Source organism: Streptomyces sp. NPDC002698, assembly GCF_042888945.1.
Classification (GTDB): domain Bacteria; phylum Actinomycetota; class Actinomycetes; order Streptomycetales; family Streptomycetaceae; genus Streptomyces.
This window is the reverse complement of the sequence record NZ_JBIAQM010000045.1, coordinates 24760-51167: the sequence shown is the minus strand read 5'-3', so window position 1 is coordinate 51167 and position 26408 is coordinate 24760. Positions and strand designations below refer to the sequence as shown.

At 71.6% G+C, this 26408-nt stretch carries 27 protein-coding genes and 1 pseudogene; 18 read left to right on the top strand and 10 right to left on the bottom strand.

Going from position 1 to position 26408, the window contains the following annotated elements:
* Positions 1-127: 127 nt before the first annotated feature.
* Positions 128-1090: a right-handed parallel beta-helix repeat-containing protein gene (locus ACFYW9_RS36605; RefSeq protein ID WP_389159418.1), complete on the bottom strand. Its 963-nt coding sequence runs from the start codon at positions 1088-1090 to the stop codon at positions 128-130.
* 300 nt (positions 1091-1390) lie between these two features.
* Between ACFYW9_RS36605 and ACFYW9_RS36600 the strand changes: the two genes are divergently transcribed.
* From ACFYW9_RS36600 to ACFYW9_RS36585, 4 genes are all read left to right on the top strand, one after another.
* Positions 1391-2917 carry a flavin monoamine oxidase family protein gene (locus tag ACFYW9_RS36600; protein ID WP_389159420.1) on the top strand — a complete coding sequence of 509 codons (1527 nt, stop codon included), beginning with the start codon at positions 1391-1393 and terminating at the stop codon, positions 2915-2917.
* 178 nt (positions 2918-3095) lie between these two features.
* Positions 3096-4034, top strand: a complete 939-nt coding sequence (locus ACFYW9_RS36595) for a PAC2 family protein (protein ID WP_328453617.1) — start codon at positions 3096-3098, stop codon at positions 4032-4034.
* Between the two features lie 76 nt (positions 4035-4110).
* Positions 4111-4743 carry a dephospho-CoA kinase gene (gene coaE / locus ACFYW9_RS36590; protein ID WP_389159417.1) on the top strand — a complete coding sequence of 211 codons (633 nt, stop codon included), beginning with the start codon at positions 4111-4113 and terminating at the stop codon, positions 4741-4743.
* Positions 4744-4793: 50 nt separating this feature from the next.
* Positions 4794-5174: a tetratricopeptide repeat protein gene (locus tag ACFYW9_RS36585; protein WP_351873043.1), complete on the top strand. Its 381-nt coding sequence runs from the start codon at positions 4794-4796 to the stop codon at positions 5172-5174.
* Between the two features lie 63 nt (positions 5175-5237).
* On the opposite strand, the gene ACFYW9_RS36580 is transcribed toward ACFYW9_RS36585, so the two are convergent.
* Positions 5238-5549, bottom strand: coding sequence for a DUF6343 family protein (locus tag ACFYW9_RS36580; protein ID WP_351873040.1), 312 nt, complete (start codon positions 5547-5549; stop codon positions 5238-5240).
* A gap of 93 nt (positions 5550-5642) precedes the next feature.
* Between ACFYW9_RS36580 and ACFYW9_RS36575 the strand changes: the two genes are divergently transcribed.
* The 3 genes from ACFYW9_RS36575 to ACFYW9_RS36565 all read left to right on the top strand — a co-directional run bounded on the left by ACFYW9_RS36575 (position 5643) and on the right by ACFYW9_RS36565 (position 7980).
* The gene (locus ACFYW9_RS36575; protein ID WP_389159416.1) at positions 5643-6629 is read left to right on the top strand and encodes an acyltransferase domain-containing protein; all 987 of its coding nucleotides are present in this window, start codon (positions 5643-5645) and stop codon (positions 6627-6629) included.
* A gap of 117 nt (positions 6630-6746) precedes the next feature.
* Complete coding sequence (locus tag ACFYW9_RS36570) at positions 6747-7424, top strand: class I SAM-dependent methyltransferase (protein WP_351873034.1); 678 nt, start codon at positions 6747-6749, stop codon at positions 7422-7424.
* Between the two features lie 106 nt (positions 7425-7530).
* The gene (locus tag ACFYW9_RS36565) at positions 7531-7980 is read left to right on the top strand and encodes a DoxX family protein (protein ID WP_389159415.1); all 450 of its coding nucleotides are present in this window, start codon (positions 7531-7533) and stop codon (positions 7978-7980) included.
* A 264-nt stretch (positions 7981-8244) separates the two neighbouring features.
* On the opposite strand, the gene ACFYW9_RS36560 is transcribed toward ACFYW9_RS36565, so the two are convergent.
* The gene (locus ACFYW9_RS36560) at positions 8245-8745 is read right to left on the bottom strand and encodes an RNA-binding S4 domain-containing protein (protein WP_389159414.1); all 501 of its coding nucleotides are present in this window, start codon (positions 8743-8745) and stop codon (positions 8245-8247) included.
* Between the two features lie 407 nt (positions 8746-9152).
* On the opposite strand from ACFYW9_RS36560, the gene ACFYW9_RS36555 reads away from it, so the two are divergent.
* The 3 genes from ACFYW9_RS36555 (at position 9153) to ACFYW9_RS36545 (ending at position 12947) form a co-directional block, all read left to right on the top strand.
* The gene (locus ACFYW9_RS36555) at positions 9153-10511 is read left to right on the top strand and encodes a M20/M25/M40 family metallo-hydrolase (protein WP_389159413.1); all 1359 of its coding nucleotides are present in this window, start codon (positions 9153-9155) and stop codon (positions 10509-10511) included.
* A 19-nt stretch (positions 10512-10530) separates the two neighbouring features.
* On the top strand, positions 10531-12078 hold the full coding sequence (locus ACFYW9_RS36550) for a YfcC family protein (RefSeq protein WP_389159412.1): 1548 nt from the start codon (positions 10531-10533) through the stop codon (positions 12076-12078).
* A gap of 65 nt (positions 12079-12143) precedes the next feature.
* On the top strand, positions 12144-12947 hold the full coding sequence (locus ACFYW9_RS36545; RefSeq protein WP_389159411.1) for a uracil-DNA glycosylase: 804 nt from the start codon (positions 12144-12146) through the stop codon (positions 12945-12947).
* 14 nt (positions 12948-12961) lie between these two features.
* On the opposite strand, the gene ACFYW9_RS36540 is transcribed toward ACFYW9_RS36545, so the two are convergent.
* Positions 12962-13399, bottom strand: coding sequence for a RidA family protein (locus ACFYW9_RS36540; RefSeq protein WP_389159410.1), 438 nt, complete (start codon positions 13397-13399; stop codon positions 12962-12964).
* Positions 13400-13672: 273 nt separating this feature from the next.
* Between ACFYW9_RS36540 and ACFYW9_RS36535 the strand changes: the two genes are divergently transcribed.
* The 3 genes from ACFYW9_RS36535 to ACFYW9_RS36525 all read left to right on the top strand — a co-directional run bounded on the left by ACFYW9_RS36535 (position 13673) and on the right by ACFYW9_RS36525 (position 17405).
* A complete protein-coding gene (locus ACFYW9_RS36535; RefSeq protein ID WP_261703435.1) occupies positions 13673-14410 on the top strand; it encodes a hypothetical protein in 738 nt (245 codons plus the stop codon).
* A gap of 690 nt (positions 14411-15100) precedes the next feature.
* Positions 15101-16999 (top strand): FUSC family protein, encoded by a 1899-nt coding sequence (locus ACFYW9_RS36530; protein ID WP_389159409.1) that lies wholly within the window; start codon positions 15101-15103, stop codon positions 16997-16999.
* 232 nt (positions 17000-17231) lie between these two features.
* Complete coding sequence (locus tag ACFYW9_RS36525) at positions 17232-17405, top strand: hypothetical protein (protein ID WP_329299068.1); 174 nt, start codon at positions 17232-17234, stop codon at positions 17403-17405.
* A gap of 171 nt (positions 17406-17576) precedes the next feature.
* On the opposite strand, the gene ACFYW9_RS36520 is transcribed toward ACFYW9_RS36525, so the two are convergent.
* Together ACFYW9_RS36520 and ACFYW9_RS36515 are read right to left on the bottom strand one after the other, a co-directional pair.
* Complete coding sequence (locus tag ACFYW9_RS36520; RefSeq protein WP_389159408.1) at positions 17577-18023, bottom strand: hypothetical protein; 447 nt, start codon at positions 18021-18023, stop codon at positions 17577-17579.
* Positions 18020-18835 carry an ATP-binding protein gene (locus tag ACFYW9_RS36515; protein WP_389159407.1) on the bottom strand — a complete coding sequence of 272 codons (816 nt, stop codon included), beginning with the start codon at positions 18833-18835 and terminating at the stop codon, positions 18020-18022. Before ACFYW9_RS36515 ends, ACFYW9_RS36520 begins: the two co-directional genes overlap by 4 nt.
* Before the next feature lie 188 nt (positions 18836-19023).
* On the opposite strand from ACFYW9_RS36515, the gene ACFYW9_RS36510 reads away from it, so the two are divergent.
* The 3 genes and pseudogenes from ACFYW9_RS36510 to ACFYW9_RS36500 all read left to right on the top strand — a co-directional run.
* Positions 19024-19884: a helix-turn-helix transcriptional regulator gene (locus tag ACFYW9_RS36510; protein ID WP_328453649.1), complete on the top strand. Its 861-nt coding sequence runs from the start codon at positions 19024-19026 to the stop codon at positions 19882-19884.
* Positions 19885-20163: a DUF397 domain-containing protein gene (locus ACFYW9_RS36505; protein WP_326788416.1), complete on the top strand. Its 279-nt coding sequence runs from the start codon at positions 19885-19887 to the stop codon at positions 20161-20163.
* Positions 20164-20323: 160 nt separating this feature from the next.
* Positions 20324-20449: pseudogene (locus ACFYW9_RS36500) on the top strand (SAM-dependent methyltransferase); the annotation flags it as partial.
* A 63-nt stretch (positions 20450-20512) separates the two neighbouring features.
* Here ACFYW9_RS36500 and ACFYW9_RS36495 read toward each other — a convergent pair.
* The 3 genes from ACFYW9_RS36495 to ACFYW9_RS36485 form a co-directional block, all read right to left on the bottom strand.
* On the bottom strand, positions 20513-22006 hold the full coding sequence (locus ACFYW9_RS36495) for a glutamate synthase subunit beta (protein WP_389159406.1): 1494 nt from the start codon (positions 22004-22006) through the stop codon (positions 20513-20515).
* A 240-nt stretch (positions 22007-22246) separates the two neighbouring features.
* Positions 22247-22726 carry an anthrone oxygenase family protein gene (locus ACFYW9_RS36490; RefSeq protein WP_351873005.1) on the bottom strand — a complete coding sequence of 160 codons (480 nt, stop codon included), beginning with the start codon at positions 22724-22726 and terminating at the stop codon, positions 22247-22249.
* A 441-nt stretch (positions 22727-23167) separates the two neighbouring features.
* Positions 23168-23863, bottom strand: coding sequence for a DUF2293 domain-containing protein (locus ACFYW9_RS36485; protein ID WP_389159405.1), 696 nt, complete (start codon positions 23861-23863; stop codon positions 23168-23170).
* Between the two features lie 141 nt (positions 23864-24004).
* Here ACFYW9_RS36485 and ACFYW9_RS36480 point away from each other — a divergent pair, with 141 nt between their 5' ends.
* Positions 24005-24646 carry a uridine kinase gene (locus ACFYW9_RS36480; RefSeq protein WP_351872999.1) on the top strand — a complete coding sequence of 214 codons (642 nt, stop codon included), beginning with the start codon at positions 24005-24007 and terminating at the stop codon, positions 24644-24646.
* Between the two features lie 121 nt (positions 24647-24767).
* Positions 24768-25205 carry a CBS domain-containing protein gene (locus ACFYW9_RS36475; RefSeq protein ID WP_326788422.1) on the top strand — a complete coding sequence of 146 codons (438 nt, stop codon included), beginning with the start codon at positions 24768-24770 and terminating at the stop codon, positions 25203-25205.
* A 66-nt stretch (positions 25206-25271) separates the two neighbouring features.
* On the opposite strand, the gene ACFYW9_RS36470 is transcribed toward ACFYW9_RS36475, so the two are convergent.
* Complete coding sequence (locus tag ACFYW9_RS36470; RefSeq protein ID WP_389159404.1) at positions 25272-26399, bottom strand: magnesium and cobalt transport protein CorA; 1128 nt, start codon at positions 26397-26399, stop codon at positions 25272-25274.
* Positions 26400-26408: the final 9 nt, after the last annotated feature.

The following is a 26408-nucleotide window of genomic DNA, read 5'->3' as shown; positions in this document are numbered from 1 at the left end:
CCCCCCCCCCCCCCCCCCCCCCCCCCCCCCCCCCCCCCCCCCCCCCCCCCCCCCCCCCCCCCCCCCCCCCCCCCCCCCCCCCCCCCCCCCCCCCCACTTCCATGGGGGGTCGTTCTCCGGGAGGGTGTCAGGGCGTCACCGTGATGTTGGTGAGCCCCTTGCCGCCCGTCACCGTGTTCGAGGCGTACACGGTGGTCCTGCATCCGGTGCCGTAGTTGGTGACGTTGACCGCCAGCTGCTTGTCGCCCGTGGCGCCCCGCAGGTCCGAGGTGTTGCCCCGGAACACCGTGCCGCAGCCCCAGCCGGACTGCTGGGTGTGGGTCTCGTAGCCGTCGTTCGTCGTGGCCGTGCCCTTGTTGTTCTCCACGAGGACGTCGTTGCCCTTCACGTCGACCCAGGAGTCGTCGTAGTTGGCGCCGGTCAGGCCGCTGCCGTCGAAGGTGTTGCCGGTGATGCGCGCCCCCGTCGTGCCCTCCTTGATGTCGACGTTCTCGCCGCCCACGTCCGGCCCGATCGTGTTGCCGGTGATCTGGACACGGTCGCTCTTGTCCGAGGTCCCGCCGGCCGTGCCCACGTACACGCCCTCGCCCATGCCGCGGCCGTCGTTGCCGGTGTCGTAGATCTTCGAGTTGCTGATCACGCCGTCCGTGCTGGAGTTGCGGAAGTGGACGCCCTCCATGTCGAGGCCGTGGACGGTGACCCTGTCGACGACGACACCCTTCGCCGAGTCGATCATGATGCCCTTCTGGCCGCCGGTGACGGTGATGCCCTGGACCGTCCAGTACGAGGCGCCGTTGAGGTGCAGTCCGTAGCCGCCGCCCGCCGTGAGGACGGCCTTCGAGGAGCCGCTGAGGGTGATGCGGGAGCCCGCGCCCGCGGCCTTCGTCGCCTTGAAGTTGCCGGTGTACGTGCCGTCCGCGAGGTGGATCGTGTCGCCGGGGGCGGCCGAGGTGAGGGCGGACTTCAACTGGGCGGCGGTGGATACCTCGATGACCTGGGCCGCGTTCGCCGGAAGCGCCGCCGCCGGCGCCACGGCCGTGACCGCCGCGGCGCCGAGCAGGGGGATGAGAAGCGTGCGTCGGATGCGCATGTGGGGGGTGACCTTCCCGTCGGTTCGCAAGAGATTTGTTCTCGTACATGAACTTGGGGTGCCCATATGAACGTAGGGAGGTTGCGGGTCCGCGTCAAGGTCTGGACCAGGCCGGTGTGCGAGGAGGGAAACGTGTCGGATACACGAGTAACCGCAGGGCTGTAACGGGCCGTTGCCAGGATCCCCGGGTCATTCAAGATCGTGAGGGGAGTCGAAGGCATGGCAGCACACGAGCGACCGACAGCGGCGAGCCGGCGGGCGTTCCTGCGCAACGTCGGTCTGACCGGCGGCGCGGGCGCGATGTTCGCCACCATGGGAGCCCTCGGCCTTGCGCCCACCGCGCAGGCCGCCCAGCGCGAACAGCCCTTCCGCGCACCGAAGCCGGGCGATTTCACGCTCTCCGGGAGGGGGGCCGCGAAGGTCGTGATCGTAGGTGGCGGCATCGCGGGCCTCGCCTCCGCGTACGAGCTCGGCAAGGCGGGTTACGACTGTACGGTCCTGGAGGCGAGAGACCGCACCGGCGGCCGCAACTTCACCGTGCGCGGCGGTGACTCGACCACCGACCTGTACGGCAACACGCAGACGGCCCGGTTCGGTGAGGGTCAGTACATGAACGCGGGTCCGGCCCGCCTCCCGCAGTGGATGGTCACCCTCGACTACTGCCGGGAACTCGGCGTCCCCGTCGAAGTGTTCACGAATACGAACGCGGACGCGTACATCTACAACGAGTCGGCCGGCATGACCAGGCCGATGCGCCACCGGACCGCGAAGGCCGATGTCTACGGCTACGTCTCCGAGTTGCTGGCCAAGGCCACCGACAAGGGCGCCCTGGACAAGGAGCTGACAGCCGCCGACCGGGAGCGGCTCGTCGAGTTCCTCAAGGACTTCGGCGAACTCGGCGACAAGCTCACCTACGAGGGAGGTCCGCGCCGCGGCTACACCACCGTCCCCGCCGCCGCGGGGACCCCGGGCGTGCTCCTCGGCGACGTCCCGAGCGCCTCCGAGGTCTTCGCCTCCGGCGTCGGCCGGTACTTCTCCTTCGAGTTCGAATTCGATCAGGCGATGCTGATGTTCCAGCCGGTGGGCGGCATGGACCGGATACCCGAGGCACTCACCAGGGCGATCGGGGCCCACCGCGTCCGTACCGGAGCGGCGGTCTCCCGGATCACCGACAAGGGGGACGGCGTCACCGTCACATACACCCGGGGCGGGCGCACCAGGACCCTGGACGCCGATTTCTGCATCGGCGCCCTGCCGCCCAACATCCTCGCCAGGATCCCGCACAACCTCGGCTCCGGGGTCCAGAGTGCCCTGGAGGCGATCACCCCGCAGTCCGCGGGCAAGATCGGCCTCGAGTACCGGTCCCGCTGGTGGGAGCTCGACCACCGGATCTACGGCGGCATCACCGAGACCGACCTGGACGTCACCCACATCTGGCACCCCTCGTACGGCTTCCACGGCCGGCGCGGAGTCATGATCGGCTACTACAACTACGGCTCCGACGCCGACTCGTACGCGAAGCTCACCCCCAAGGAGCGCGAGAAGCGCGCGGTGGCCGCCGGCGTGAAGATCTACGGCGAGAAGTACCGCACCGAACTCGACTCGTCCTTCTCCCATCACTGGCGCCAGACGCCGCACCTGGAAGGCGCCTGGCACAGCACCCCCGGCGGGCCCGACGACGTTCGCTACAAGCCGCTGAACCGGCCCACCGGGCGGGTCTACTTCGCGGGTGACTGGCTCAGCTACACCGACGCCTGGCAGCACGGCGCCTTCACGTCCGCCCGCAACGCCGTCACCGCGCTCCACGCGCGCGTGCTGTCCTCGTAACACCCGTGTGCTGCACCGGCGGCGGTCCGCCGCCGGTGCCCCCACCGGCCCCCTGAACGCCTTCCAGCCGCTCGGGGAGGCCGGTGGACCGGCATGAGGCAGGGGTGCGGAGCACGGACGGGAATGTCCGTGCTCCGCACCACGTTGTGCCCTACGAACACGAGGAGGAGCGGTCACAGTGCTTGATCCGCAGGGTTTGTACGCATGGGAGCCGAAGGGCCTGGCCGTGGTCGACATGGCGCTCGCCCAGGAGTCGGCCGGTCTTGTCATGCTCTACCACTTCGACGGATACATCGACGCGGGCGAAACCGGCGAGCAGATCGTCGACCGGGTGCTCGACTCGCTGCCCCATCAGGTCGTGGCCCGTTTCGACCACGACCGGCTCGTGGACTATCGCGCCCGCCGTCCGCTGCTGACGTTCAAGCGCGACCGCTGGGCCGAGTACGAGGAGCCGACCCTCGAGGTACGGCTCGTGCAGGACGCCACCGGCGCGCCCTTCCTGCTGCTGTCGGGCCCCGAGCCGGACACCGAGTGGGAGCGCTTCGCCGCCGCCGTCCAGCAGATCGTGGAGCGTCTCGGGGTCCGCCTCTGCGTGAACTTCCACGGCATCCCCATGGGCGTCCCGCACACCCGCCCGGTGGGCCTCACCCCGCACGGCAACCGCACCGACCTGGTGCCCGGCCACCGCAGCCCCTTCGACGAGGCGCAGGTCCCCGGAAGCGCCGAGTCGCTGATCGAGTACCGCCTCATGGAGGCCGGTCACGACGTTCTCGGTGTCGCCGCGCATGTGCCCCACTACATCGCGCGCTCCCCGTACCCGGACGCGGCGCTGACCGTCCTGGAGTCCATCACGGCCGCGACCGGCCTGGTGCTCCCCGGGATAGCGCACGCCCTGCGGACCGAGGCGCACCGCACCCAGACCGAGATCGACCGCCAGATCCAGGAGGGCGACGAGGAACTCGTCGCGCTCGTCCAGGGCCTTGAGCACCAGTACGACGCCGCCGCGGGCGCCGAGACCCGCGGCAACATGCTCGCGGAGCCGGTGGACATCCCCTCGGCGGACGAGATCGGCCAGGAGTTCGAGCGCTTCCTGGCGGAACGCGAAGGCGACGCCTGACCCCCCTCTCGGGCTCCCGGGACTTCCGGGCTCCCGGGCGGAGGGCCTGTCAGTGGCAGGGCCTAAGCTGCGAGGCATGCTGAAGGTGGGTCTGACCGGTGGCATCGGCGCCGGCAAGAGCGAAGTGTCACGGCTGCTCGTCGCGCACGGCGCGGTGCTGATCGACGCGGACAGGATCGCGCGGGAGGTCGTCGCGCCCGGAACTCCCGGGCTGGCGGCGGTCGTCGACGCCTTCGGCGAGGAGGTCCTCGCCGCGGACGGCGGCCTGGACCGGCCGAAGCTCGGCTCGATCGTCTTCGCCGACCCGCGGAAGCTCGCCGTCCTGAACTCGGTCGTGCACCCCTTGGTCGGCGCCCGCTCGCGGGCCCTCGAGGACGCCGCGCCCGAGGACGCCGTCGTCGTCCACGACGTACCCCTGCTCGCGGAGAACGGCCTGGCCGCGCTGTACGACCTCGTGATCGTCGTCGACGCCCGCCCCGAGACCCAGCTCGACCGTCTCGTCCGCCTGCGCGGCATGACGGAGGAGGACGCCCGCGCGCGCATGGCCGCACAGGCCTCCCGCGACAAGCGTCTGGCGATCGCGGACATCGTCATCGACAACGACGTGCCCCTGGAGACACTGGAGCGGCGCGTACGGGACGTATGGGCCGATCTCGTGCGCAGAGCCCGCCACCCCCAGGAGCAGCGCCCGGAGCAGCGCCCGGAATAGCGCCCCTCCGGAGGGGCGTTGAACCCTTGCAGCGAGGGAAGGACTCTGCCGTGCCCGAGACCAGCGGATCGATCGGACGAACTCCCGAGACGCATGTCATCGACTTCCGCGCCGCCGAGCAGCTGCTCGCCGCGCGTGATCCGCGGGGTGCGGTGAAGCTGCTCGACCCTGTCGTCGCCGCGCACCCGGAGAACACCGCGGCCCGGCTGCTGCGCGCGCGTGCCTTCTTCGCCGCCGCGCAACTGCGGCCCGCCGAGCTGGAGTTCACGATCGTCCTGGAGCGCGAGCCCGACAACGCGTTCGCGCACTTCGCGCTCGCCCGGACCTACGAGCGCCAGCGGCGCCCCGAGCAGGCGAAGCGGCACTTCAGACTGGCGGCCGCGCTCGACCCGCAGCCGCAGTATCTGCGGGCGGCGCGGTTCGACGTGTAGCGCGTCCGCGCGAAGCGGCACGGCCGCCCGCCGTTTCCCGCGAATCGGCACCGCCCGGTCGTTTCAGGGGTGCGAGGGCCTGGACGGCCGGCGGCGCTCAGGCGGCCGGTACGCGCGCCGGTCGTCCACGGGCTCGTACGGTGGGACGTCACGGCCCGGCTGGTAGTGCGGGCCCTGCCTGATGTGCCGAAGGATCATGGTCATGTCGACCGTGACGATCACCCACAGCGCGGCACACGCGGCCGCCCACCCCGGACGCCCCACCAGGATGAACGCGACCGTCCCGAAGATGGCCCAGATCAGGCCCCAGACGCTCAGCCAGAAGCGCATCCGCAGAGCACTGCGCGCCGTCACCGGTTCACTGCCCGTACGCATCAGGATCACCACTCCTACGAGGAAACGTACTCTTCGTGGTGCACGTTCACCAAGGGGAGAGCGGTCGGGCGACGGCCGCCGGGGGAGGCGACGGTGCTGCTGAGGACGCTGCGGGCGGACGCGAGGACCGCCGAGTGGCTGAGAGACCTGGAGAGCGAGAGTTCCGACCTCCGGGAAGCGGCGCTCCCGGACGCCGACGCGTTGCCGGACGTCCTGCTCGACCTGTCCGTGCCCCATGAACACATCAACGAACTCGTCGCACTGCGGTCCCGGTTCACCGCCGATCCGGAGGCCATGACCCTCCTCGCGCGCTGCGTCACCCGCTTCGTACGGGACATGGGGGACATAGGGAAGGGCTGGGAGCCGCCCGCCTTCCCCGCGACGACGGGACTTCTCGGGCGCTGCTTCCCTCTGTACGTCTTCATAGCGGCGCTTCCGTACGTCCGCGCCCATCACCGGGAGCGCGGGGTGCCCGAGGACGTCTCGCGGCGCACGCTCGCCGACCTCGGCCGTCATGTGTCCGTGCACCACAGAAGGGCCGGCGGTCCCGGACTGCTGTTCCCCTGGTGGATCGCCCTGCACTTCCACGGCGAGCTGTTCCAGCTGGGCCGGCTCCAGTTCCAGCGCGTCCTGCTGGGGCGGCGCACGGCCGGTGCCGCCGAGGCGGCGGGGCTGGCCCTGGACCCCGGCGCCCCCTGTCTGAGCCTGCACATCGCCGACTTCCGCGGCCCGCTCTCCCCGGACGCGTGCGACCGCTCGCTCGACCTGGCGCGGGAGTTCTTCGGCCGCCACTACCCCGAGGAGCGCCACGGGACGGCCGTCTGCGACTCCTGGCTGCTCGACCCGCAGCTCAAGCGGTATCTGCCGGCCGACTCCAACATCATTCGCTTCCAGGACCGCTTCCACCTGGTGCACGAGGAGAGGACCCCGGACGACACGATGCCCGTCGGCTTCGTCTTCGGTGATCCGGAGCTCCCTCTCGACGAACTGCCGCGGCGCAACAGTGTGGAGCGCGCGGTGGCCGACCATCTGCGCGCGGGCGGGCACTGGTACGGAGGACGGGGCTGGTTCGCGCTGTAGTCCGTCCCGCCGGGCCCGGACTCGGACGGATGTCCCTCGAACATGCCACCCGAACGAGTGACCGCAGGAGGGAACGGGCTTGCGGAAGCCGTCCGTTGGACGGGTATGAGGATCGAAATGCGTCAGGGGTACGAGGGCACGGGACCGGGTGCCATCACACCGGACGGCTGCGCGGTCGAGCTCTACACCCGTCTGCCCGTCGGAACCGAACCGGACATCATCACCGCGGCCGTGCCCGCCGCCTCGCACATCCTGGAGCTGGGCAGCGGGGTCGGCCGGATGACCCACCCGCTCCTGGAACTCGGTTTCGCGGTCACGGCGGTGGACGAGTCCGCCGAGATGCTGGAGCACGTCCGAGGGACACGCCGCATACGCAGCAGCATCGAGGACCTCGACCTCGGCGAGACGTTCGACGTCGTGCTGCTGGCGTCGTTCCTCGTGCACGCCGGGGACGTCCGGGTGCGACGGGCGCTCCTGGACACCTGCGCCCGCCATGTCGCGGACGACGGCTGTGTGCTGATCCAGCGCGAGGGCGAGAACTACCACACCGATGTGCCCCGCGAGCGCGCCGACCCGTCCGGATTCGTCGTGCGCATCCTGTCCGCCGAACCCGTCGGGGACGGGGTCGACTCGGTGCGCGCGGAGTACACGTTCCCGGACGCCACCTGGACGCAGACGTTCCTGTCCCGCCCTTTGACGAAGGAGGCATTCGAGGAGGCGCTGGCGGAGGCGGGGCTCAAGGTCGACCGCTATCTGACGGACGACGGGACATGGGTGAGGGCCGTGAAGGGGTGAGCGGCGGCCGCCGGGCGCGACAAATCCCGTTCAGCGCCGATGAGTTCCCGGCAGCCCCCGGGTCTACCTCTGTGAAAGCAGCCACCGCTTCCCACAGGAGACCACCGTGTCCGAGACCACCGTCCCCCTCACCGCCACCCGCGCCGCCCTCACCCCCCGCTCCCGTGCCGCCCGGATCTCCCTGACCGCCCTCCAGGTCGTCCTCGGCCTCTTCTACGCGTTCGCGAGCGCCCTGCCCAAGCTGATCGCCCACCCTTCGGCGACGGAGTCGTTCGACAAGCTGGGCTGGGGCCACACCGGCATGTACATCATCGGCGCGCTCGAACTCGCCGGAGGCCTGGCCCTGTTGATCCCGCTGCTGGACTCGGCGGCCGCGCTGGCGCTGAGCGCTCTGATGGTCGGTGCGTTCATCGTCAATGTCACCGTCGTCCACGGCCCGTACGTGGCGACCCCGCTGATCCTGATGCTCCCGCTCGGCCTGATCGCCTGGGCCAGGCGCGGCCACACGACCGAACTGCTCCGCCTGGTACGCCGGCGGGCCGGACGCCGGGCGTGACGGCACAGCAAGGACGCAGGGCTCCTCCGGAACGGGGGAGCCCTCGATGCCGTACGTCCATGCCCGCCGGGGAATCGGCCCGTGCACCGGAGAGCCGGCCGGTGAGTCGGCCCGCGCACCGGTGCGGCGGCGTTCAGGACGACCGGGAAGCCGAGACGGTGCCGGAGCGGCCCGACGAACCAGGGCCCGACGAACCGGAGCGGCCCGACGAACCGGAGGCGGGGGCGGGACCGGGAGGGGGGAAGTCACGGGCGCGGGGAGGGGTCAGTGGCGGGAGGAGCCTCCGGACCCGGTCGTGCCCGGGGACTTGGCCGAGCCGCTCGGTCCCGTGGAGGGGCCCGAGGTTCGCACGGGGCCGGACGAACCCGTCTGCATTCCCCGCAGACGTTCCATGTCGCGGCGGTCCCGCTTGGTCGGGCGTCCCGCGCCCCGGTCCCGGACACCCGCCGGAGCCACTGCCTCGCGCGGCGGAGGCGGCGGACTGTTGTCGACATAGCATTCGGCGGCGACGGGCGCGCCGACCCGCTTGCGGATCACGCGCTTCACGACGACGACCCGTTCGCGGCCCTCGTGCCACGCGCGCACCTCGTCGCCGACGCGGACCGAGTACGCGGGCTTGACACGCTCCCCGTTGACCCGAACATGACCGCCCTTGCAGGCCGTGGCACCGATCGAGCGGGTCTTGACGAGACGGACGGACCAGATCCAGGCGTCGACCCGCACACTCTCGCCGCCGGCGGGCCCCGCGGCGACGGCGGCCCTCACGGCGGCAGCGGTCGGGGAGGCCGCCGTGACAGCGGCATCGGAGCCGGTCCCGGACTCGGTCCCGGAGGCGCCACCTGACTCGGTCCCGGAAGCGGTCCTGGAGCCGGTCCCGGAGGCCGCCGTGGCAGAAGCCCTGGAGCCGGTCCGGCCAGTCCCGGACTCGGTCCCGGGCTCGGCCCTCGAACCGGCCGTGGCGGTCCTCCCGGCGTTCGCGCCGCGCCCGCCTTCGGTCCCCGCGCCCTTCATCTCCCCGTCAGCACCCTGAGAAGCCATGACCCGACTCTAATGCCCGCGGCCCGGGACACCGCATGTCTTTTCCGTCGCACGGACCACACCGGATGCGTCGCTCCCGGGGCGGGCGGAGGCTGTCGGTGAAGCCGTCCGGGGAACAGGAGAGGGGACCGAGGATGGAGACAGCAGCGAAGGTCGACGTGCTGATGGACGGCCTCCGCGCCGATCTGGAACGCCTCGCGGCCATCCCCTCCGTCGCGTTTCCCGGCTTCCCGGCCGAGCCGGTGCGGGAGGCCCACGATCTCCTCGTGGGCATGCTGCGGGACGCCGGGGTGGAGCGGGTCGAGAGCATCGATCTTCCCGGCACCGCCCCCGTGATCTTCGGGGAGATCCCGCCGCCGGACCCGGACGCGCCGACGGTCCTCCTCTACTCGCACTACGACGTGCAGCCCCCCGGGGACGAGAGGCTGTGGCTGTCGCCGCCCTTCGAGCCGACGCCGGTCGAGGGCGGTCTGCGGGCCCGCGGGATCGCCGACGACAAGTCCAACGTGATAGCTCACCTGGGGATGCTCCGGGCGTACGAGGGGCGGCCGCCGGTCGGGGTGAAGATCGTCTTCGAGGGGCAGGAGGAGTACGGCAGCCCCTTCGACGACTATCCGCCCAGTGATCCCGGGCGGTTCGCGTGCGACGCGATGGTCATCGCCGACCTGGGCAATCTCCGCCCCGGCAGCCCCACCCTGACCACCGCGCTGCGCGGTGCGGCCGAGGTCGTGGTCGAGGTGCGCACCCTCGACGAGCCCCGGCACAGCGGGGAGTTCGGCGGTGCCGCGCCGGACGCCCTGCTCGTGCTGCTGACCGCCCTGTCCACGCTGCACGACGTGGAGGGTGATGTGGCCGTGGCGGGGCTGCGCCGCGAGGAGTGGCGCGGAACGACGTACACCGAGGACGAGTTCCGCGAACTCGCCGGTGTCCGCGACGGGATCCCGCTGATCGGCAGCGGAAGTCTCGGCGAGCGGCTGTGGAGCGGGCCCGCGATCACGGTGATCGGCCTGGACGCGCCGGGTGTCGAACACGCGGCCTCCGCCGTCGTCCCGTACGCGCGCGCCAAGCTCAACCTCCGCTTCCATCCGCGCCAGGACGCGAAGGAGGCGCAGGCCGCGCTCGTCGACCATCTGCGCTCGCTGCGTCCCTTCGGCGTCCCGCTCACCGTCACACCGGGCGACACGGGCCCCGGCTACAAGGCCTCGACCGGCGGCCCCGCCTATCGCGCCGCGCTGACCGCGCTGCGCGAGGCCTGGGGCGAGGAGCCGTCGTACATCGCGACCGGTGGTTCGATTCCGCTGGTCAACGGGCTCGCACGGGCCGCACCCGACGCCGAGGTGCTGCTCTTCGGGGCGCAGGACAGCATGTGCAACCTGCACGCGCCCAACGAGCGCGTCCTCTTCTCGGAGCTGCGCAACACCGTGGTGGCGATGTGCGCCTTCGTAAGGGAGTACGCGGCAGGCTTCCGCGCGGGAGCGGGGGAGAGCGCGTGAGCGTGGACGGGACGGGCCGGTGACCACCCCGGCAGGCACCGAGGCGCCCGGCACCGAAGAGCCGCCGCACCAGCGCAGGTTCACGTTCCCGAGCGCGCTGACCGTCCTCGCGATCGTCACGATCGCCGTGTGGGCACTGGCGTTCCTGATCCCGGCAGGACAGTACGACCGCACGCCCGAGGGCCGGCCGATCCAGGGCACGTACCACCGCGTCGACTCGGGGCAGAGTTTCGTCGACCGCCTCAACGACCTCTTCCTCTCGCCCGTCAACGGCCTCTACGGAATCCTGGACGAGAAGACCGCGCAGGTCGGGCCGGACTTCGCCGGCGAACTGTACGGCAGCGCGGGCGTGTTCCTGTTCGTGCTCGCCATCGGGGCGTTCATCACGGTGGTGTTCGCGACAGGCGCGCTCGACCGGGGCATCGGCCTCCTCGCCCACCGGCTGAGGAACCGTGGCGCGCTGCTCATCGCGGGCATCATGCTGGTGTTCTCGGTGCTCGGCACGGTGGAGGGCTTCGCCGAGGAGACGCTGGGGTTCTACGGGCTGATCGTGCCGTTGATGCTGGCGCTCGGCTACGACCGGATGGTGGCGGTCGGCACGATCATCCTCGGCACGATCATCCTCGGCGCGGGCATCGGGGTGCTGTGCTCGACGGTGAACCCGTTCGCGACGGGCGTCGCTTCGTCCGCCGCCGGTATCTCGCTCGGCGACGGCATCGTGCTGCGGTTCGTGATGTGGGTCGTGCTGACGGCGGTCACGATCGGGTACGTCATCCGGTACGCGCGCCGGGTGCAGCGGAGCCCCGACCGCTCGATCACCGGGTTCCTGCCGGGGGACCGCGAGCACGCCCAGGACGCGGCCGGAGAGGTTCCCGAGCTGACCGGTCTGCACAAGGCGGTCCTCGTCACCACGGCGCTGGTCTTCGCCTTCATGATCTTCTCCGTCGTGCCGTGGTCCAGCGCGCTCACCGGCGAGGCGGACGCGCGGCCGTACGGGTTCGAGCTCGGCTGGTCCTTCCCCGAGCTGGCGGCGCTGTTCCTGTGCGCGGCGGTGCTGGTCGGGGTGGTGGCGCGGATGGGCGAGCAGAAGCTGAGCGCGACGATCGTCCAGGGTGCCGCGGACTTCATCTCGCCCGCGCTGGTGATCGTGCTGGCCCGCGGGGTCACCGTGATCATGAACAACTCGAAGATGACCGACACGGTTCTGCACTCTATCGAGGGCATCGTGGAGGGCACCTCCTCCAGTCTCTTCGCGATCATCGTCTTCATCGTGAACCTGCCGCTGGCCTTCCTCATCCCCTCCACCTCCGGCCACGCGACCCTCGCCATGCCGATCCTCGCCCCGCTCGCCGACTTCGCGGGCGTCTCCCGGGCCGTCGTCGTGACCGCCTGGCAGGCCGCCAGCGGCTGGATGAACCTCTGGGTCCCCACCACCGCCGTCACCATCGGGGGCGTCGCCCTCGCCAAGGTCGGCTACGACAAGTACCTGCGCTTCATCTGGCCCCTCCTCGCCCTCCTCTTCCTGCTGATCTGCGGGTTCCTGGCGCTGGGGGCGGAGATGACGTAGCACCCGGCGAGGTGGGGGTCCGCGCGGCGGATCCGGCGTGGGCGGGCCGGCCGTACGGTGGTGATGTGCACAGCGGCGCTCCGGCGGAGGACGCGGCCCGTTCCGCCGATCTCACCGTGCTCGACGGGCGGGTCGCCGGCTGCCGGGCCTGTCCGCGGCTTGTCGCGTGGCGCGAAGAGGTGGCCGCCACCAAGCGCGCCGCCTTCGCCGGCCAGACGTACTGGGGGCGTCCGGTGCCCGGGTTCGGGCCGCCCGACGCGTCCCTCCTCGTCGTCGGGCTCGCCCCCGCAGCGCACGGCGGCAACCGGACCGGGCGGATGTTCACCGGGGACCGGTCGGGTGACGTGCTGTACGCGGCGCTGCACGACGTCGGGCTCGCCTCGCAGGGCATCTCGGTGAGCGCCGACGACGGACTGGAGCTGTACGGGGTGCGCGTCACCTCTCCGGTGCACTGCGCGCCACCGGCCAACAGGCCGACGCCCGAGGAACGGGACACCTGCCGACCCTGGCTCGTCAGGGAACTGGGGCTGCTGCGGCCCACGCTGCGCACGGTGGTCGTCCTCGGAGCCTTCGGCTGGCAGGCCGCCCTGCCGGCCCTCGCGGAGGCGGGCTGGACGGTGCCCCGGCCACGCCCGGCGTTCGCGCACGGGGCGCGGGTGACGCTCGTACGGCGGCCGGAACCGGACGGCACGGGTACCGGTACCGGCATCGATGCCGGTACCGATACCGCCCCCGCTTCCGTCGAGCTGTTCGGGTGCTTCCACGTCAGTCAGCGGAACACCTTCACCGGGCGCCTCACGCCGGTGATGCTGAGGCAGGTCCTGACCGCGGCGGCGGAGTCCGCGGGGCTGACGACGCGCCCCCCGTGAGTGTTCCGCGGGTGTCAGGCGAGGTCGGGCCCACTGCCGGCCGTCGGTTCGGTCCCGGGGACGACGGCGGTCGCCGTGATCTCCACGAGCTGCCCGGTGTACCCGAGACAGGCCACGCCGAGCAGGGTCGAGGAGTGCGGGCCGATGCTCAGCCCCGAGGCCTCGACGACATTCCAGACCGCGGACAGCACCGCGGGCTCACCGCTGACGACGTACACGTCGGTCGACACGACATGGGCCATGTCGCTCCCCACCGCGCGCAGCTGCTCGTCGAGGTTGGCCAGTACCTGCTCGGCCTGGCGTACGGGATCGCCCGCGCCGACCAGCTTCCCGTCGGCGTCGAGCGGCACGGACCCGGCGAGGAAGGCGAGCTTCGTACCCGCCTCGACGACGGACGCGTGCGCGTAGACGGGCGGCGCGAAGAGGCTGGGAACGGTGACGCGCTGGACCATGGGGGCTCCTGTGGGTGGGGTCCGCCGACGGGTGGCGGACAACCTGCCGATGATGCGGGTCCGGCACGGGCCCGCGCACCTCCATTACCGCCGACGGCGCGCCGGTCGCGGCGGACGGACGCGGCGCCGACCGACGCGCGGCGGACGGGAATGGGACGAACCGGCACGGGGCGGACGGGCATGGGGCGAACCAACACGCGGCGGAGGCGCTGGGCCCGTCCCGGGCGAATAATCCTTCGAGTGATCCCCGTCGGCGCTGCTACGGTCACCGACGTGGCGAAACTCAATCAGATCATCGCAGTGGAGAAGGGCATCAAGTCCAAGTCCCATCAGGACCTGACGGCTGCTCATCATGGCCTGCAGAAGCCCGCGTTGCTCGCGGGCATCTCGCGGACGTACCAGCCGAAGGACGAGGAGGGCGAGCAGCTGCCGCCCGAGTCGACCCGGGTCCAGGTGCAGGCCGAGGACGTGCTGCGGGCCACCGCGGCGACCCTGACGCGGCTGTTCGACGTGACCGCCACCAAGGACTGGGCCAACTGCGCGGCGAGGGCCGATGTGGTGGTGGACGGGCGCGTACTCGTCGCCGAGGTGCCGGTGTCCTATCTGCTCTTCCTCGAGAAGCAGCTCACCGATCTCAACACCTTCGTAAGGAAGCTGCCCGTCCTCGACGCCTCCGAGTCCTGGGTGCGGGATCCCTCCACGGACGCCTGGAAGACCGAGCCGGTGCGGACCCTTCGTACGAAGAAGGTCCCGCGGAACCACGTCAAGGCCGAGGCCACCGAGAAGCACCCGGCCCAGGTCGAGGTGTACTACGAGGACATCCCCGTCGGGTACTGGACGACCGTCAAGTTCTCCGGCGCCCTGCCCGCGCGGCGCGTGAACGAACTCCTCGACCGTGTCGAGAAGTTGCAGCAGGCGGTCAAGTTCGCCCGCGAGGAGGCCAACGGCGCGGATGTCGTCGACCAGCGCGTCGGCGACGCCGTCTTCGGCTACCTGTTCGCACAGGGGTAGCCTTTGAACTCCCCGGCCACAACGCACCGCGGCCGGGGTGCGCGAGGAGCGCAAGCTGAACCTGAGGCTTGTCGTGAATGCACGGTTCCAGTGGAGGTTCGAGTCCTCCCCGCGGCACCAAGCGGCACTCCGGATCCACGGAGTGTCCACGCGCCGCGGTAGCCCAACTCGGCAGAGGCAGACCGTGATCAATCTCAGACTATTGCTCCAGACTCAGCATTCGCCGCCGATCGCCGGATCGACCGGGCCCAGGCCCCAGTACGCCGAGATGCTGGTTCAAGTCCAGTCCGCGCAGCTCGATGCGTGGTGGTCCAAAGGCAGGACGCGGCGACATAACGACTGACCTGGGTCCTCAAGCGTGCTGGCGTGCGACATGGCGGCATCTCAGGGTCCGGGGGCCGGCTACGCCCTCGGACCCGCTCCTCCTCCCTCCCGAAACTCTCCACGCCCGTCCCCCGTGAATGCTCCCGAAGCTGTTCACGCCGGCCGCGCCGTGGATTGCTCCCGCAGCTCGCCATGCCCGTCCCCCCGTGGATTGCTGTTGAAGCCCGCCACACCCGTCCCCCGTGAAATGTCACGTCGCGGAAATCCGCGCGTTCGCCGTCCGGGGACGACGCGCACTACCCTGGTAACGACACGAGCCCGGCCGACGTCGCCCGAAGGCACCCGCCCTCGCCCGACAGGAGCCCCGTGCGCATCACCCCCCTCGCCGTACCGCCCTGGCTCGCCCATGCCCTGCGCGCCCAGCGCGGACCGGTCCCCTGGAACGCGGTCGTGCGGGGTGCGCTGGCCTCCGGGCCGTTGCTGCTCGCGGCCGTCCTGAGCGGGCGTACCTCACTCGGAGTGATCGCCGCCCTCGGCGCCATGCTGACGGGGATCAACGACCGGCCGGGCAGCCGACGGGTCGCCGTCGAACGGCTCGGAGTACCGGCCCTCGCCGGGGCCACCGGTCTGCTCATCGGTTCGTACGCCGGACAGCACACCGGCGCCGTGGCGCTCACCCTCGTTCTCACCGGGCTCGGACTGCTCGCCGGAGCCGTCAGCGCCGTCGGACCCGTGGCCTCCGGGGCCGGCACCCAGCTCCTGGTCGCCTCGGCGATCGGGGCCGGGATGCCGTTGCCCGAACCGGGCTGGGTGCGCGCGCTGCTCTTCCTCGGCGGGGCCGGCTGGCTCCTCGCGCTGCGGCTGGCGCTGCCGACGACCGCGGTGAACACCGGCGACTACCGCTTCGACGGGGAGCGGGACGCGGTCGGCGGTGTGTACGACGCCATCGCCCGGCTGCTGCTCGCCGTGGGCGGACCCGACGCGACCCGGCGGCGCGTCGCGCTGACCGCGGCCCTCGACCACGCGCAGGACGCGCTCGACGGGCCCCGGCTGCGGCGGTACGCCAGTTCCGCTGCCGAGCGGCGGCTGCACGCGCAGTACGCCGCCGCCCTGCCGCTCGCCGAGGCCGCGACCGCGCTCGCCTGGGCGGGCGAGGCCGTGCCCGCACGGGCCGCGGAGGGCCCACGGCGGCTCGCCGTCGCGGTCCGCACCGGCGCCCCCACCGGGCCGCTGCCGGCGCCCGCCGTCCCCGGCGCCAGGTCCGGCCCGCCCGGCGGCACACCCGTCGTGCCCGCGCTGCGCGCCCTCCACGAGGCACTGCTGCATGCCGCCGAGACCTTCGACCGGGGCTTCGGGAACGCCCTGCACAACAGACGGCGTACCGCTGCCTCCCTCGTCCGCACCGCGATCGGTGCCGCGGGCCGCGAGTACGGCCTCCGGGTCGCCCTCTGCTTCGGCGCGAGCGTCGCCGTGGCACAGGCCCTGCACCACGCGCGCTGGTACGGCAACCACCCGCACTGGTACTGGCTCCCCGCGACCGCCGTCTTCCTCGTCAAGCCCGATCTGGGACCGCTCGCCTCCCGCGTGATGTGCCGTGCGGCGGGCACCGTCCTCGGCGCGGTCGTCTTCGCGGGGCTCGCCCTTCTGCTGCCGCGGCCGGAGGGGTTCGTCGCGCTGGTCGCGGTCAGCGGCGCCCTCATCCCCGTCGCCACCCGGCACTTCGCCGCGCAGACCGCCGTCGTCACGGTCCTCGTCCTCGCCCTGGTGATGGTCGGCGGTGAGCCGCAGGCTTCCTGGAACCGGATCGCGGAGACCCTGCTGGCCTGCGCGATCGTGCTGCTCGTCGGACATCTGCCGACACTCGGGCAGCGTGGCGGGACCGTGCGGGCGAGGCTCACCCGGGCCGGCGAGGCGGCGGACGTCTATCTCGCCCATGTGCTGAGCGACGGTACGGCCCGCGACCGTACGGGCCGCTGGGTCCTGCGCCGTGAGGCCTATCGCGCGCTCGCCGAGGCCCGTGCCGCGATCGATCTCGCCGCGGCCGAACTCCCCGCCCTGGCACGGCACTCCGAGGGCACCGGCGCGGTCGCGGCCACCCTGGAACGGCTCGTCGACACGACCACGGCGTGCGCCGTGCAGCTCGACGACACCGGTCGGCTCACGCCCCGGCACACCGAGCGGATCGCCGAACTCCTCGGCGAACTGGCCGAGCGGCGCGAGCACGCGGGACTGCGGACCGCGCCCGCGCGGCCCGTCGCGGTGTGACGCTCGGGGCGCGGGTGCCGTAGAGCCTTGGGGACAGGACACCCGAGGGCGACCGACCGAGGAGTCGGCCGGCGGAAGAGCCGGCTCACGCGAGGAGAAAGAGGACCCGCGGGGTCCGTCGCGGCTGTGCTGCTGCCTGGTGTGGACTTCGTCTCAGTACCGTCACTGCCCGAGCCGTTCACCCCACGGCAGGCGTTTAACTCTCCACAGCGGCGTGACATGGAGGTAGACGGTGAACGGGCGAATGGTGCTGGAGCGCTTTCCCGCAGGAGGACCACGGGGGTCGTGGCCCGCGGAGGAGTTCGCGCAGGCGCGCCGCCAGGAGGGCCAGGCGGCGGAGGTCGTCATGGACCTCGCCTCCGACGCGTTCCTGGTCGTCGTGGGCGGTGCCGACGGCGTCGATTGAGGGGGCCGGGACCACTTGCCCCGGAGACGGGGCAGTCGCCGTCTCCGGCGCCGGAAGCCGTGCCGCTCGTGACCCTGGACGATTCAGGCGCGTCCCCGTCGGTCGCTCACGTCGGGCCGGTCGCCTCAGGTCGCATCGGCCGCTTCGGTGCCGGCGGTCGCGAAAGGAGCCTCACGCGCTGACCGGACGTGACCAGGCGGGTGTCGTGCCCGTGACCTGGCACACCGCCAGATACAAGGGGATCGGCGGGGTATACGGAAGCGTGCCATCCGGTTTGTGGATGAGCCCGGGAATCCGAGGTGCGTCCGGCACGACCGCCCCCGTGACGTAGTGGGCGGGCGTCGGCCACTCCAGGGCGACATCGGAGTCGGAGGGAACGATCCACCACCAGTGAGCCCCGTCGGCGTAGACGCAGCCCACGCGAGGCAGTCGCGACAGCAGCAACGGGCCGAAGCGGGCCGGCACCGACACCGCGTCGCAGCCCAGCGGCACGTGCATGCCCTCGGGAACGGGGAGACGCCTCGGCGGCCCGGGCTGTCGCCGTCCGCGGCTCACGCGGACCAGCGTGTCCAGGCTCAGGGCCCGCGCCGCGGGCCCCGCCGCAGACGTACGGCTCACAGGCTCTCCCGATCCCGATCCCGATCCCGATCCCGATCCTGTTCCTGGTTGTGCTCCCGACCCGGTTCCCCAGCCTGACGGGGATCGCCGTTCCGACGTGGATCCCCGTCCCCACAGGGATCCCCGTCCCGCCGCCGATCCCCGTCGCCGTTCCCGTTCCGGACGGAGGGAGGCTGGGGGTTCCCCACGGTTCCCGCCCCCCAGGATCCCTCCGCTCCGGTGCCCCGACCGTCGTTCGGGGGCTTCTTCGCGCTCCAGCCGAGGTCCGCCCGCGGGCCGGTGCCCGCTTCGGGCGAACCCGGTTCGCGCCCGGTGTTTTCGGCCCGGTCTGCCGAGCGCGGGATCTCCGCCCACACCAGCAGACCGGGCCCGGTGTCCTGGGCCCCCCAGGCCCTGGACACTGCCGCGACGAGAAGCAATCCCCTCCCGTGCTCCTCGTCGGGCCGCTGAGGAGAGGGATGCGGCTCGCCAGGAGCGCACCCCTCGTCGCACACGGCTATGCGCACCACGTCGTCGGCGTCGCGCAGTTCGCAGATCACGCGTTGCCCGGCGGCATGGACGATCGCGTTGGTGACCAGTTCCGAGACCACGAGGGTCGCCGTGTCACAGGTGTCCTCGCACACCGCCCAGCCGGCCAGGCGGGACCGGGCCAGGCGTCTCGCCTGTGCCACGGAGCCCGGGTGTGCGGCCAACTCGAAGCGGAACCGGCGCTCGGCGGCCGCGTGGGGGCGCTGCCCCATGGCGGCACGGAGACCGGACCGGTCTTCGGCGGCGTCTGTTCCTAACGGCGCGGACGGAATCACGCTTGCCACTATCGCGTCGCCGCGAACACTTGGCAAGACTCACTCTGAAAAATGCAGAGTGCCGTGTGACGCTGTGGGGGCGCGTGGCACACTGCTGGCAACAGCTAGCGAAGCGGCGCCAGTTGGGATCGTCGAGGCGGACGAGGAAGAACCCGGACGGCGCCGAACGGGCTGCCCGGACTCAGTGGAGGTGGGACGTGAGCGAACCGCGGTCCGCGCCGACGGTCGGCCAGGTCGTTCTCGGACGGCGACTGCTGGACCTGCGGGAACGCGCGGGTCTCAAGCGTGAGGAGGCCGCGCGGATCCTGCGTGTCGCCCCCGCGACGGTCCGCCGGATGGAGATGGCCGAGGTCTCCCTCAAGATCCCGTACCTCCAGCTCCTGTTGAAGTCGTACGGCGTCGGTGACCAGGAGGCCGAAGCCTTCGTCCGGCTCGCGGAGGACGCCAACAAGCCCGGCTGGTGGCAGCGGTTCCACGACATCCTGCCCGACTGGTTCTCCATGCACGTCAGCCTGGAAGGCGCCGCCTCCCTGCTGCGCTCCTACGAACCGCACTTCGTTCCGGGCCTGTTGCAGACCGAGGACTACGCGCGCGGCGTCCTGAAGGCCGGAGCCATCGGGCAGACCAGGCCCGAGGACATCGAGCGTCATGTCGCGCTGCGCATGCAGCGCCAGAACCTGCTCACGCGCGAGGACGCGCCCCGGATCTGGGTGGTGATGGACGAGACGGTGCTGCGCCGCACCATCGGCGGCCCCGAGGTGATGCGCGCCCAGATCGACAAGTTGCTTCAGGCCACGAAGCTGCCCCATGTGACGTTGCAGGTGATCCCGTTCTCCTCGGGTCCGCATCCCGGCACGTACGGGCCCTTCGTGCTGTTCCGATTCGCCATGCCGGAACTCCCGGACATGGTCTACAGCGAGTACCTGACCGGCGCTGTCTACCTGGACGCGCGTTCCGAGGTGGCGACCCACCTGGAGGTCATGGACCGCATGGCGGCCCAAGCCGCTACGGCACATCGCACGAAGGAGATCCTCCGGGATCTCCGCAAGGAGCTGTGAATGGAACGCGTCACGCCGGAACGCATCAACCCGCGAATAGGCAACGTGCGCATCTACAACGGAATGCCCGCCCGTGAACTGGGCAGCGAGGGCTGGCACAAACCGTGGAGCGGAGGCAACGGCGGCAACTGCCTGGAGGCGATGAAACTCGCCGACGGCCGTATCGCCGTACGCCAGTCGGCGGACCCGGACGGTCCCGCCCTCATCTACACGCCCGGCGAGATGACCGCTTTCATCGAGGGTGCGAAAGCGGGAGAGGCGGACTTCCTTCTCTCCTGAACGACTTGCTTTCTGTTTTCCACGACTTCCCTGAATTTGGCTCTGAGCTGATCACTTACCACGGCGCGGACTTACGGAGACCGTCATGACCGGGCAGCCCCCGACCGGAACGGACACCGGTAAACCGCATCCGGCACGGACGTACGACTGGCATCTCGGCGGCCTCGACCTGGTCGAGCCGGGCGTCGCGGTGGTCCACGAGCGGCACCCGGAACCAGGTGAACCGGTCCCGGGTCAGGACGACGGGACCATCCCGGGATACGGAGCGGTGGCACGCAGACCGTAGGCCGCTCAAGGCGCCACGGTCCGAAGGCGCGACCGGCGCGACGGTCCGCGTGCGCGGCCCGTGCTACGCGGTCATGGGGCGGTCGTACGGTCCGATCGGTGCCGGCAGACGCGAGCGGGCCGCCCCGCTGAGCGCCCGGTCCACCGCCGCGGCGACCGCCCGGCCCTCGGCGATGGCCCACACCACCAGCGACTGCCCGCGCGCCGCGTCCCCCGCCGCGTACACCCCGGGAACGTTCGTGCCGAAGTCGGCGCCGCGGGCGATCGTGCCGCGCGGTTCGAGTTCCAGCCTCAGCTGGTCGATCACACCGTCGTGCGGGTCCGGGCCGGAGAAGCCGAGGGCGAGCAGGACGAGGTCGGCGGGCAGGGTCCGCGCGGAGTCGGGGATCGGGCGGCGCCCCTCGTCGACCTCGACGAGACGCAGCGAGCGCACCCGGCCGTCCGCGTCCCCCTCGAACCGGAGGGTGGACGCTGCGAAGAGCCGGGCGTCCGCGTCGGCGGCGGGGGCCGTGCCCAGCGCGCCGGCTTCCTCGTGCGCGGCGGAGAGCCGGTAGATCTTCGGATACGTCGGCCACGGCTCGGCGTCATCGTCGCGCTCGGCCTCCGGCTGCGGATAGATGTCGAGCTGGGTCACGGAGGCGGCGCCCTCGCGCACCGCGGTCCCCAGACAGTCGGCGCCGGTGTCACCGCCGCCGACGATCACCACGTGCCTGCCCGCCGCGGACAACGGGGAGACCTCCAGATCCCCCTCGCACACCCGGTCGGCCAGTGGGAGGTACTCCATCGCCTGATGGATGCCGGACAACTGTCTGCCGGGTACGTCCAGTTCGCGCCAGGCGGTGGCGCCGAGCGCCAGAATCACGGCGTCGTAGCGGGCCTTGAGCTCGGCGGCCCCGATGTCGGTTCCGATCGCCGTCGACGTGCGGAACTTGGTTCCCTCCGCTCGCATCTGGGCCAGCCGGCGGTCCAGATGCCGCTTCTCCATCTTGAACGCGGGGATGCCGTACCGCAGCAGACCGCCGATCCGGTCCGCTCGTTCGTACACGGCCACCGTATGACCGGCCCGGGTCAACTGCTGTGCCGCGGCGAGCCCGGTGGGCCCCGACCCGACGACCGCGACCGTCCGCCCCGAGAGGCGGTCCGGCGGACTCGGCGGTGTGAACCCGTCCTCCCAGGCGCGGTCGGCGATGGCGACCTCGACGTTCTTGATGGTGACCGCCGGCTGGTTGATCGCCAGCACACAGCCCGCCTCGCACGGAGCGGGGCACAACCGCCCGGTGAACTCGGGGAAGTTGTTCGTGGCGTGCAGCCGGTCGCTCGCCGCCCGCCAGTCGTCGCGCGAGACGAGGTCGTTCCACTCGGGGATCAGATTGCCCAGGGGACACGCGTCGTGACAGAAGGGGATGCCGCAGTCCATGCAGCGGTCGGCCTGTTTCTCGATGATCGGCAGCAGGCTTCCGGGAACGTACACCTCGTTCCAGTCCCGTACCCGCTCCGGGATCGGCCGGCGCGGATACTCCTGGCGTGGTGTGGTCAAGAAACCCTTGGGATCGGCCATGGCCGTCTCCCTCATGGACGCGTACGAGGGGGTACAGCCGCACGGACATGGGCCGTCCTCGGCCACGGAATCCGGGCAGCACTCCTTTCCAGCCACGATACGTCGCCCGCGCACCCGCCGCCGCCCCGGACGGCAACGGGCCGAGGACCCGGATCCGGACGACAGCGAGCCGAGGACTAGGACCCGGGCGGTCGTGGGCGGGGCGGCGCGACGCACCGGGGCGGGAGAGGGGCGCAGGGCTCAGGCGAGGGCGAGCGCGTAGGACACCGCGGCCGCGGCCGAGGCGACGGTGCGGACGTGGTTCCACATCGTCCACTGGCGCACGAACACGGGCCAGTAGGCGGCGGCCTCCGGGGTCTCGGGGTCCAGCTTCAGCAGCGCGTCGTTGCGTGGGACGTTCGCCGCGATCGTCACCCCGAACGCCCCGAACAGATACAGCGCGCTGCCGAGCAGCAACTCCACCGTCCCGTCGTCCGGCAGCAGCACGAACGTCACCACCGCCAGCACCGAGCTCAGTACCGCCGACCCGATGAACACCACCATGAACGGGGGACGGACCGCGGCGACGTTGATCGCGTTCATCGCGGCGACTCCCTGCGACGGTGGCAGCTGGGCGAGGGCTCTCATCACGAAGGTCGAGAAGCCGCAGAACACCCCGGCCGTCAGCCCACAGCCGAGCACTCCCAGCAGGGTCAGCACGAAATACGGTCCATCGATCATGTCCACTCCCGTGTCGAACCGGCCGGAGCCAAGATCCTGCACAGTGCCGGCCGTCATCTCAAGCGAAATCCCCCACGCCGGCAACGGCCATGGCCGAGCGCCGCACACCCATGCGCGACCGTCTCCGCCCGCCCGCCCACCGTCCCCTCACGCCCCGGCCGACCGCCCCGCGACGCCCGCCCACCGTCTCCTCGCATCGCCGCCGACCGCCCCGCGACGCCCGCCGGCCATCCGATCGCACGGCAGCCGACGCCCCGGGACGGTTGCCGGCCGTCCGATCGCACGGCAGCCGACGCCCCGGGACGGTTGCCGGCCGTCCGATCGCACCCGCGTGAACCCTTCGCCCGTGCCTGGCTCTTACCCCGCGCGAGCCTCCGAGCCTTCCCGCGTTTCCCCCGCCCTCGCTCGTACACCCGCGCCCGCACCGGGGTGCCCCTTCGCTCACGCCTGTGCGGTGATGCCGTCGCGCCATTCCCAGAGCCTCGTGTCCACCGTCGCCGCGATCCGGCGGCGTGCCTCGTGACGCGAGACGCCACTCATCAGCAGATGGTCGTACGGGGTCTCCGTGTGCCGTACCGACGCGCGGACCGCCGCGGTCACCGCCGCCTCGGACAGCGCGCGGCCCGCCGAGCTGCGCCCGACCCGCCCGCTGCCGCGTACCGAGGCGTGTGCGGCGATCGCTCGTGCCCGGTCGGCCGGACAGGCCGGGAACAGCCGGGATATCTCCCGCGCGAACGCCTCCGTGAAGCGGACGTCCTCCGCCTCCCGGCGCCGCGCGTCCCGTGCCCGGCGTCGCCGCCGTGCCTCCGCGTCCGCCAGGCACCGTTCCTCGGCCAGGGCGAGCGCCGCCTCCTCGACCATGACGCCCTGCCGCTCGTAGCGCCCCCGCCGCCGGTTGAACCGCACCACCACCGCCGACAGCGTGCTGCCCTCCCGCGATCTGCGGGTCAGCGCCGTGTCGCCGCGCGGCAGGAACACCAGGTGTCCGAGGTCCGCGCAGTCCAGACACCGGGGCGCCCCCTCCTCCAGCACCAGCAGCGGGAGCGGCCCGCTCCGGCACTCGACGCAGTGCCGCTTCCTGAGCGGCTGGACGACGAGAAGTCCGTTCCGGCGCGGGGGCTCAGCGATCGGTGCCATACGCGGTTCCTTCCCCGGACGGGTACCGCATCTACGTCGTCGGGCGATACCCGTGTATGACGCACGCCCCGGCGGCCCGCTGCCCTCCCCGTCCGCTCGCGGCCCGACGCACCGGCCGGGTCCCCTCACGCGCGCGGCATCATGGGGCCTGTGCGACTCGAAGCGATCACCTGGGAACGGCTCGGCGACCACCTCGCCGATCGTCTGCTCGACCTGAAACCGCAGGACGGCAGCCCCTGGCCACGCGTCGCCTTCGACGGAGCGCCGGCCGCCGGCACCGGCGAGCTCGCCCGGCGCGTCTTCGAGGCGCTGCGGGTACGCGGCCGTCCCTCGCTGGTCGTCGGCACGCAGGACTTCCTGCGTCCCGCGTCGCTCCGGCTCGAACACGGTCACCAGGACGTCGAGGCCTACTACGACGGCTGGTTCGACACCGGCGCCCTGTGGCGCGAGGTCTTCGGCCCCCTCGAACCCGGCGGCGACGGCAGGGTCCTGCCCGACCTCCGGGACCCCGTCACCGACCGGGCGACCCGCAGTCCGTACGTCCAACTCCCGCCCGGTGGAATCCTGTTGCTCCACGGCCCCCTCCTGCTGCGGCACTGGTTCCCGTTCGACCTCAGCGTCCACGTACTCCTTTCTCCGGGTGCCCTCCGCCGCCGTACTCCCGAGGCGGATCACTGGACCCTGCCCGCGTTCGCCCTCTACGAGAGGGAGGTGGGTCCGGACGCCGCCGCCGACGTCCTGGTACGGGCGGACGACCCCCGCCACCCGGCCTGGAACGGCTGACCGGGGCCCGGATCCACGGATCTCCAGGTGCGTGGCCCCTAGGGCGCGGCGAGAATATAGGGCGCCGGGACTAGCGGTGTGTTCCGCGCCGCGCCGGCCGTCCGGCACCGGGAGGTACTTCATGACCACCGCCGGAGACATCATGCACCGTGGTGCCCAGTGGATCCCCGCCCACGAGACCCTGGACCGCGCCGCCCAGCTGATGCGCGAGCTCAACGTGGGCGCGCTGCCCATCAGCGACCAGGACGAACGCCTCTGCGGCATCCTCACGGACCGCGACATCGTCGTCGGCTGTGTGGCCATGGGCCATGACCCCGCGCAGGTCACCGCGGGTGAGATGGCCAAGGGCACACCGCGTTGGATCGACGCGGGCGCCGATGTCGGTGAAGTGCTCCAGGAGATGAAGGGGCACCAGATCCGCCGGCTTCCGGTGATCGAGGACAAACGACTGGTCGGCATGATCAGCGAGGCCGACCTCGCCCAGCACCTGAGCGACGAACAACTCGCCGCGTGGGTCGAGAGTGTCTACGCGAGGGGCGCGGGCAGCGCGACGGGATGACCGGACGGTCCTCCGGCCGTCGGCACCACCGCGACCGACCGGCCGGACGTTCCGGCGAGGCCGGTGTCAGAGCCAGCCGTTGCGCCGGAACCCTCGGTAGAGGATGAAGCAGCCGACGGATATGGCGCCGATGACGATGGGGTAACCGAACCTCCAGTGCAGTTCGGGCATGTTGTCGAAGTTCATGCCGTAGACGCCGCAGACCATGGTGGGGACGGCGATGACCGCCGCCCATGCCGTGATCTTCCGCATGTCCTCGTTCTGCGCCACCGTCACCTGCGCGAGATGCGCCTGCAGGATCGAGTTGAGCAGTTCGTCGAAGGCGGCTATCTGCTCGGTGACCCGCAGCAGGTGGTCGGAGACGTCACGGAAGTACGCCTGTATCTCCGGGTCGACCACGCGGGTCGGCCGGGTCGCCAGCTCCTGGACGGGCCGGGCGAGCGGGACCACGGACCGCTTCAGTTCGAGGAGTTCACGCTTGAGCTGGTAGATGCGGCCCGCGTCGGCGCGTGCGCCGTTCGGGGCGAACACGTCGGCCTCGACCTGGTCGATGTCCGCCTGGACGGAGTCCGCGACGCTCACGAACTCGTCGACCACATGGTCCGCGACCGCGTGCAGGACCGCGGCCGGCCCCTTGGACAGCTGCTGCGCGTCGGACTCCAGCTCCTCGCGCAGCGGGCCCAGGGATCCGTGGCGTCCGTGCCGCACGGTGATGACGAAGTCCGGACCGACGAACACCATGATCTCGCCGGTGTTCACCACCTCACTGTTCGCCGTCAACTCCTTGTGCTCCACGTAGCAGACCGTTTTGAACACCGCGAACAGCGTGTCGCCGTACCGCTCCAGCTTCGGACGCTGATGAGCCTCCACCGCGTCCTCGACGGCCAGGGGATGCAGGTCGAAGAGCTCCGCGATGCCCGCGAACTCGACGTCGGTCGGTTCGTGCAGCCCGAGCCAGACGAATCCGTCGTCGCGCTTGCGGATCCGCTGCACGGTGTCCACCAGATCGCGGCCCTCGGGGATGCGCACGCCGTCCCGGTACGCCACACAGTTCACCACCGAGGAGCCCAGCGGGGACCGGGCGGGGTGACTCAGGTCGACACGGCGGCTCCGCCGTGTCAGCCGTGCCACTCTGCGAAGACCGTCGACCGCGCCGAGAGCCGTCACCCTCCGCAAATTCCCTGCCATGGACATCTGGATCTC

What these genes read in the sequence shown, in the direction of transcription:
- ACFYW9_RS36605 (WP_389159418.1), bottom strand. Translation starts at nt 1,090, where the DNA reads ATGCGCATCCGACGCACGCTTCTCATCCCCCTGCTCGGCGCCGCGGCG.
- ACFYW9_RS36600 (WP_389159420.1), top strand. Translation starts at nt 1,391, where the DNA reads ATGTTCGCCACCATGGGAGCCCTCGGCCTTGCGCCCACCGCGCAGGCC.
- coaE (WP_389159417.1), top strand. Translation starts at nt 4,111, where the DNA reads ATGCTGAAGGTGGGTCTGACCGGTGGCATCGGCGCCGGCAAGAGCGAA.
- ACFYW9_RS36580 (WP_351873040.1), bottom strand. Translation starts at nt 5,549, where the DNA reads ATGCGTACGGGCAGTGAACCGGTGACGGCGCGCAGTGCTCTGCGGATG.
- ACFYW9_RS36570 (WP_351873034.1), top strand. Translation starts at nt 6,747, where the DNA reads ATGCGTCAGGGGTACGAGGGCACGGGACCGGGTGCCATCACACCGGAC.
- ACFYW9_RS36555 (WP_389159413.1), top strand. Translation starts at nt 9,153, where the DNA reads ATGGAGACAGCAGCGAAGGTCGACGTGCTGATGGACGGCCTCCGCGCC.
- ACFYW9_RS36540 (WP_389159410.1), bottom strand. Translation starts at nt 13,399, where the DNA reads ATGGTCCAGCGCGTCACCGTTCCCAGCCTCTTCGCGCCGCCCGTCTAC.
- ACFYW9_RS36505 (WP_326788416.1), top strand. Translation starts at nt 19,885, where the DNA reads ATGGAACGCGTCACGCCGGAACGCATCAACCCGCGAATAGGCAACGTG.
- ACFYW9_RS36495 (WP_389159406.1), bottom strand. Translation starts at nt 22,006, where the DNA reads ATGGCCGATCCCAAGGGTTTCTTGACCACACCACGCCAGGAGTATCCG.
- ACFYW9_RS36490 (WP_351873005.1), bottom strand. Translation starts at nt 22,726, where the DNA reads ATGATCGATGGACCGTATTTCGTGCTGACCCTGCTGGGAGTGCTCGGC.
- ACFYW9_RS36485 (WP_389159405.1), bottom strand. Translation starts at nt 23,863, where the DNA reads ATGGCACCGATCGCTGAGCCCCCGCGCCGGAACGGACTTCTCGTCGTC.
- ACFYW9_RS36480 (WP_351872999.1), top strand. Translation starts at nt 24,005, where the DNA reads ATGGGGCCTGTGCGACTCGAAGCGATCACCTGGGAACGGCTCGGCGAC.
- ACFYW9_RS36475 (WP_326788422.1), top strand. Translation starts at nt 24,768, where the DNA reads ATGACCACCGCCGGAGACATCATGCACCGTGGTGCCCAGTGGATCCCC.
- ACFYW9_RS36470 (WP_389159404.1), bottom strand. Translation starts at nt 26,399, where the DNA reads ATGTCCATGGCAGGGAATTTGCGGAGGGTGACGGCTCTCGGCGCGGTC.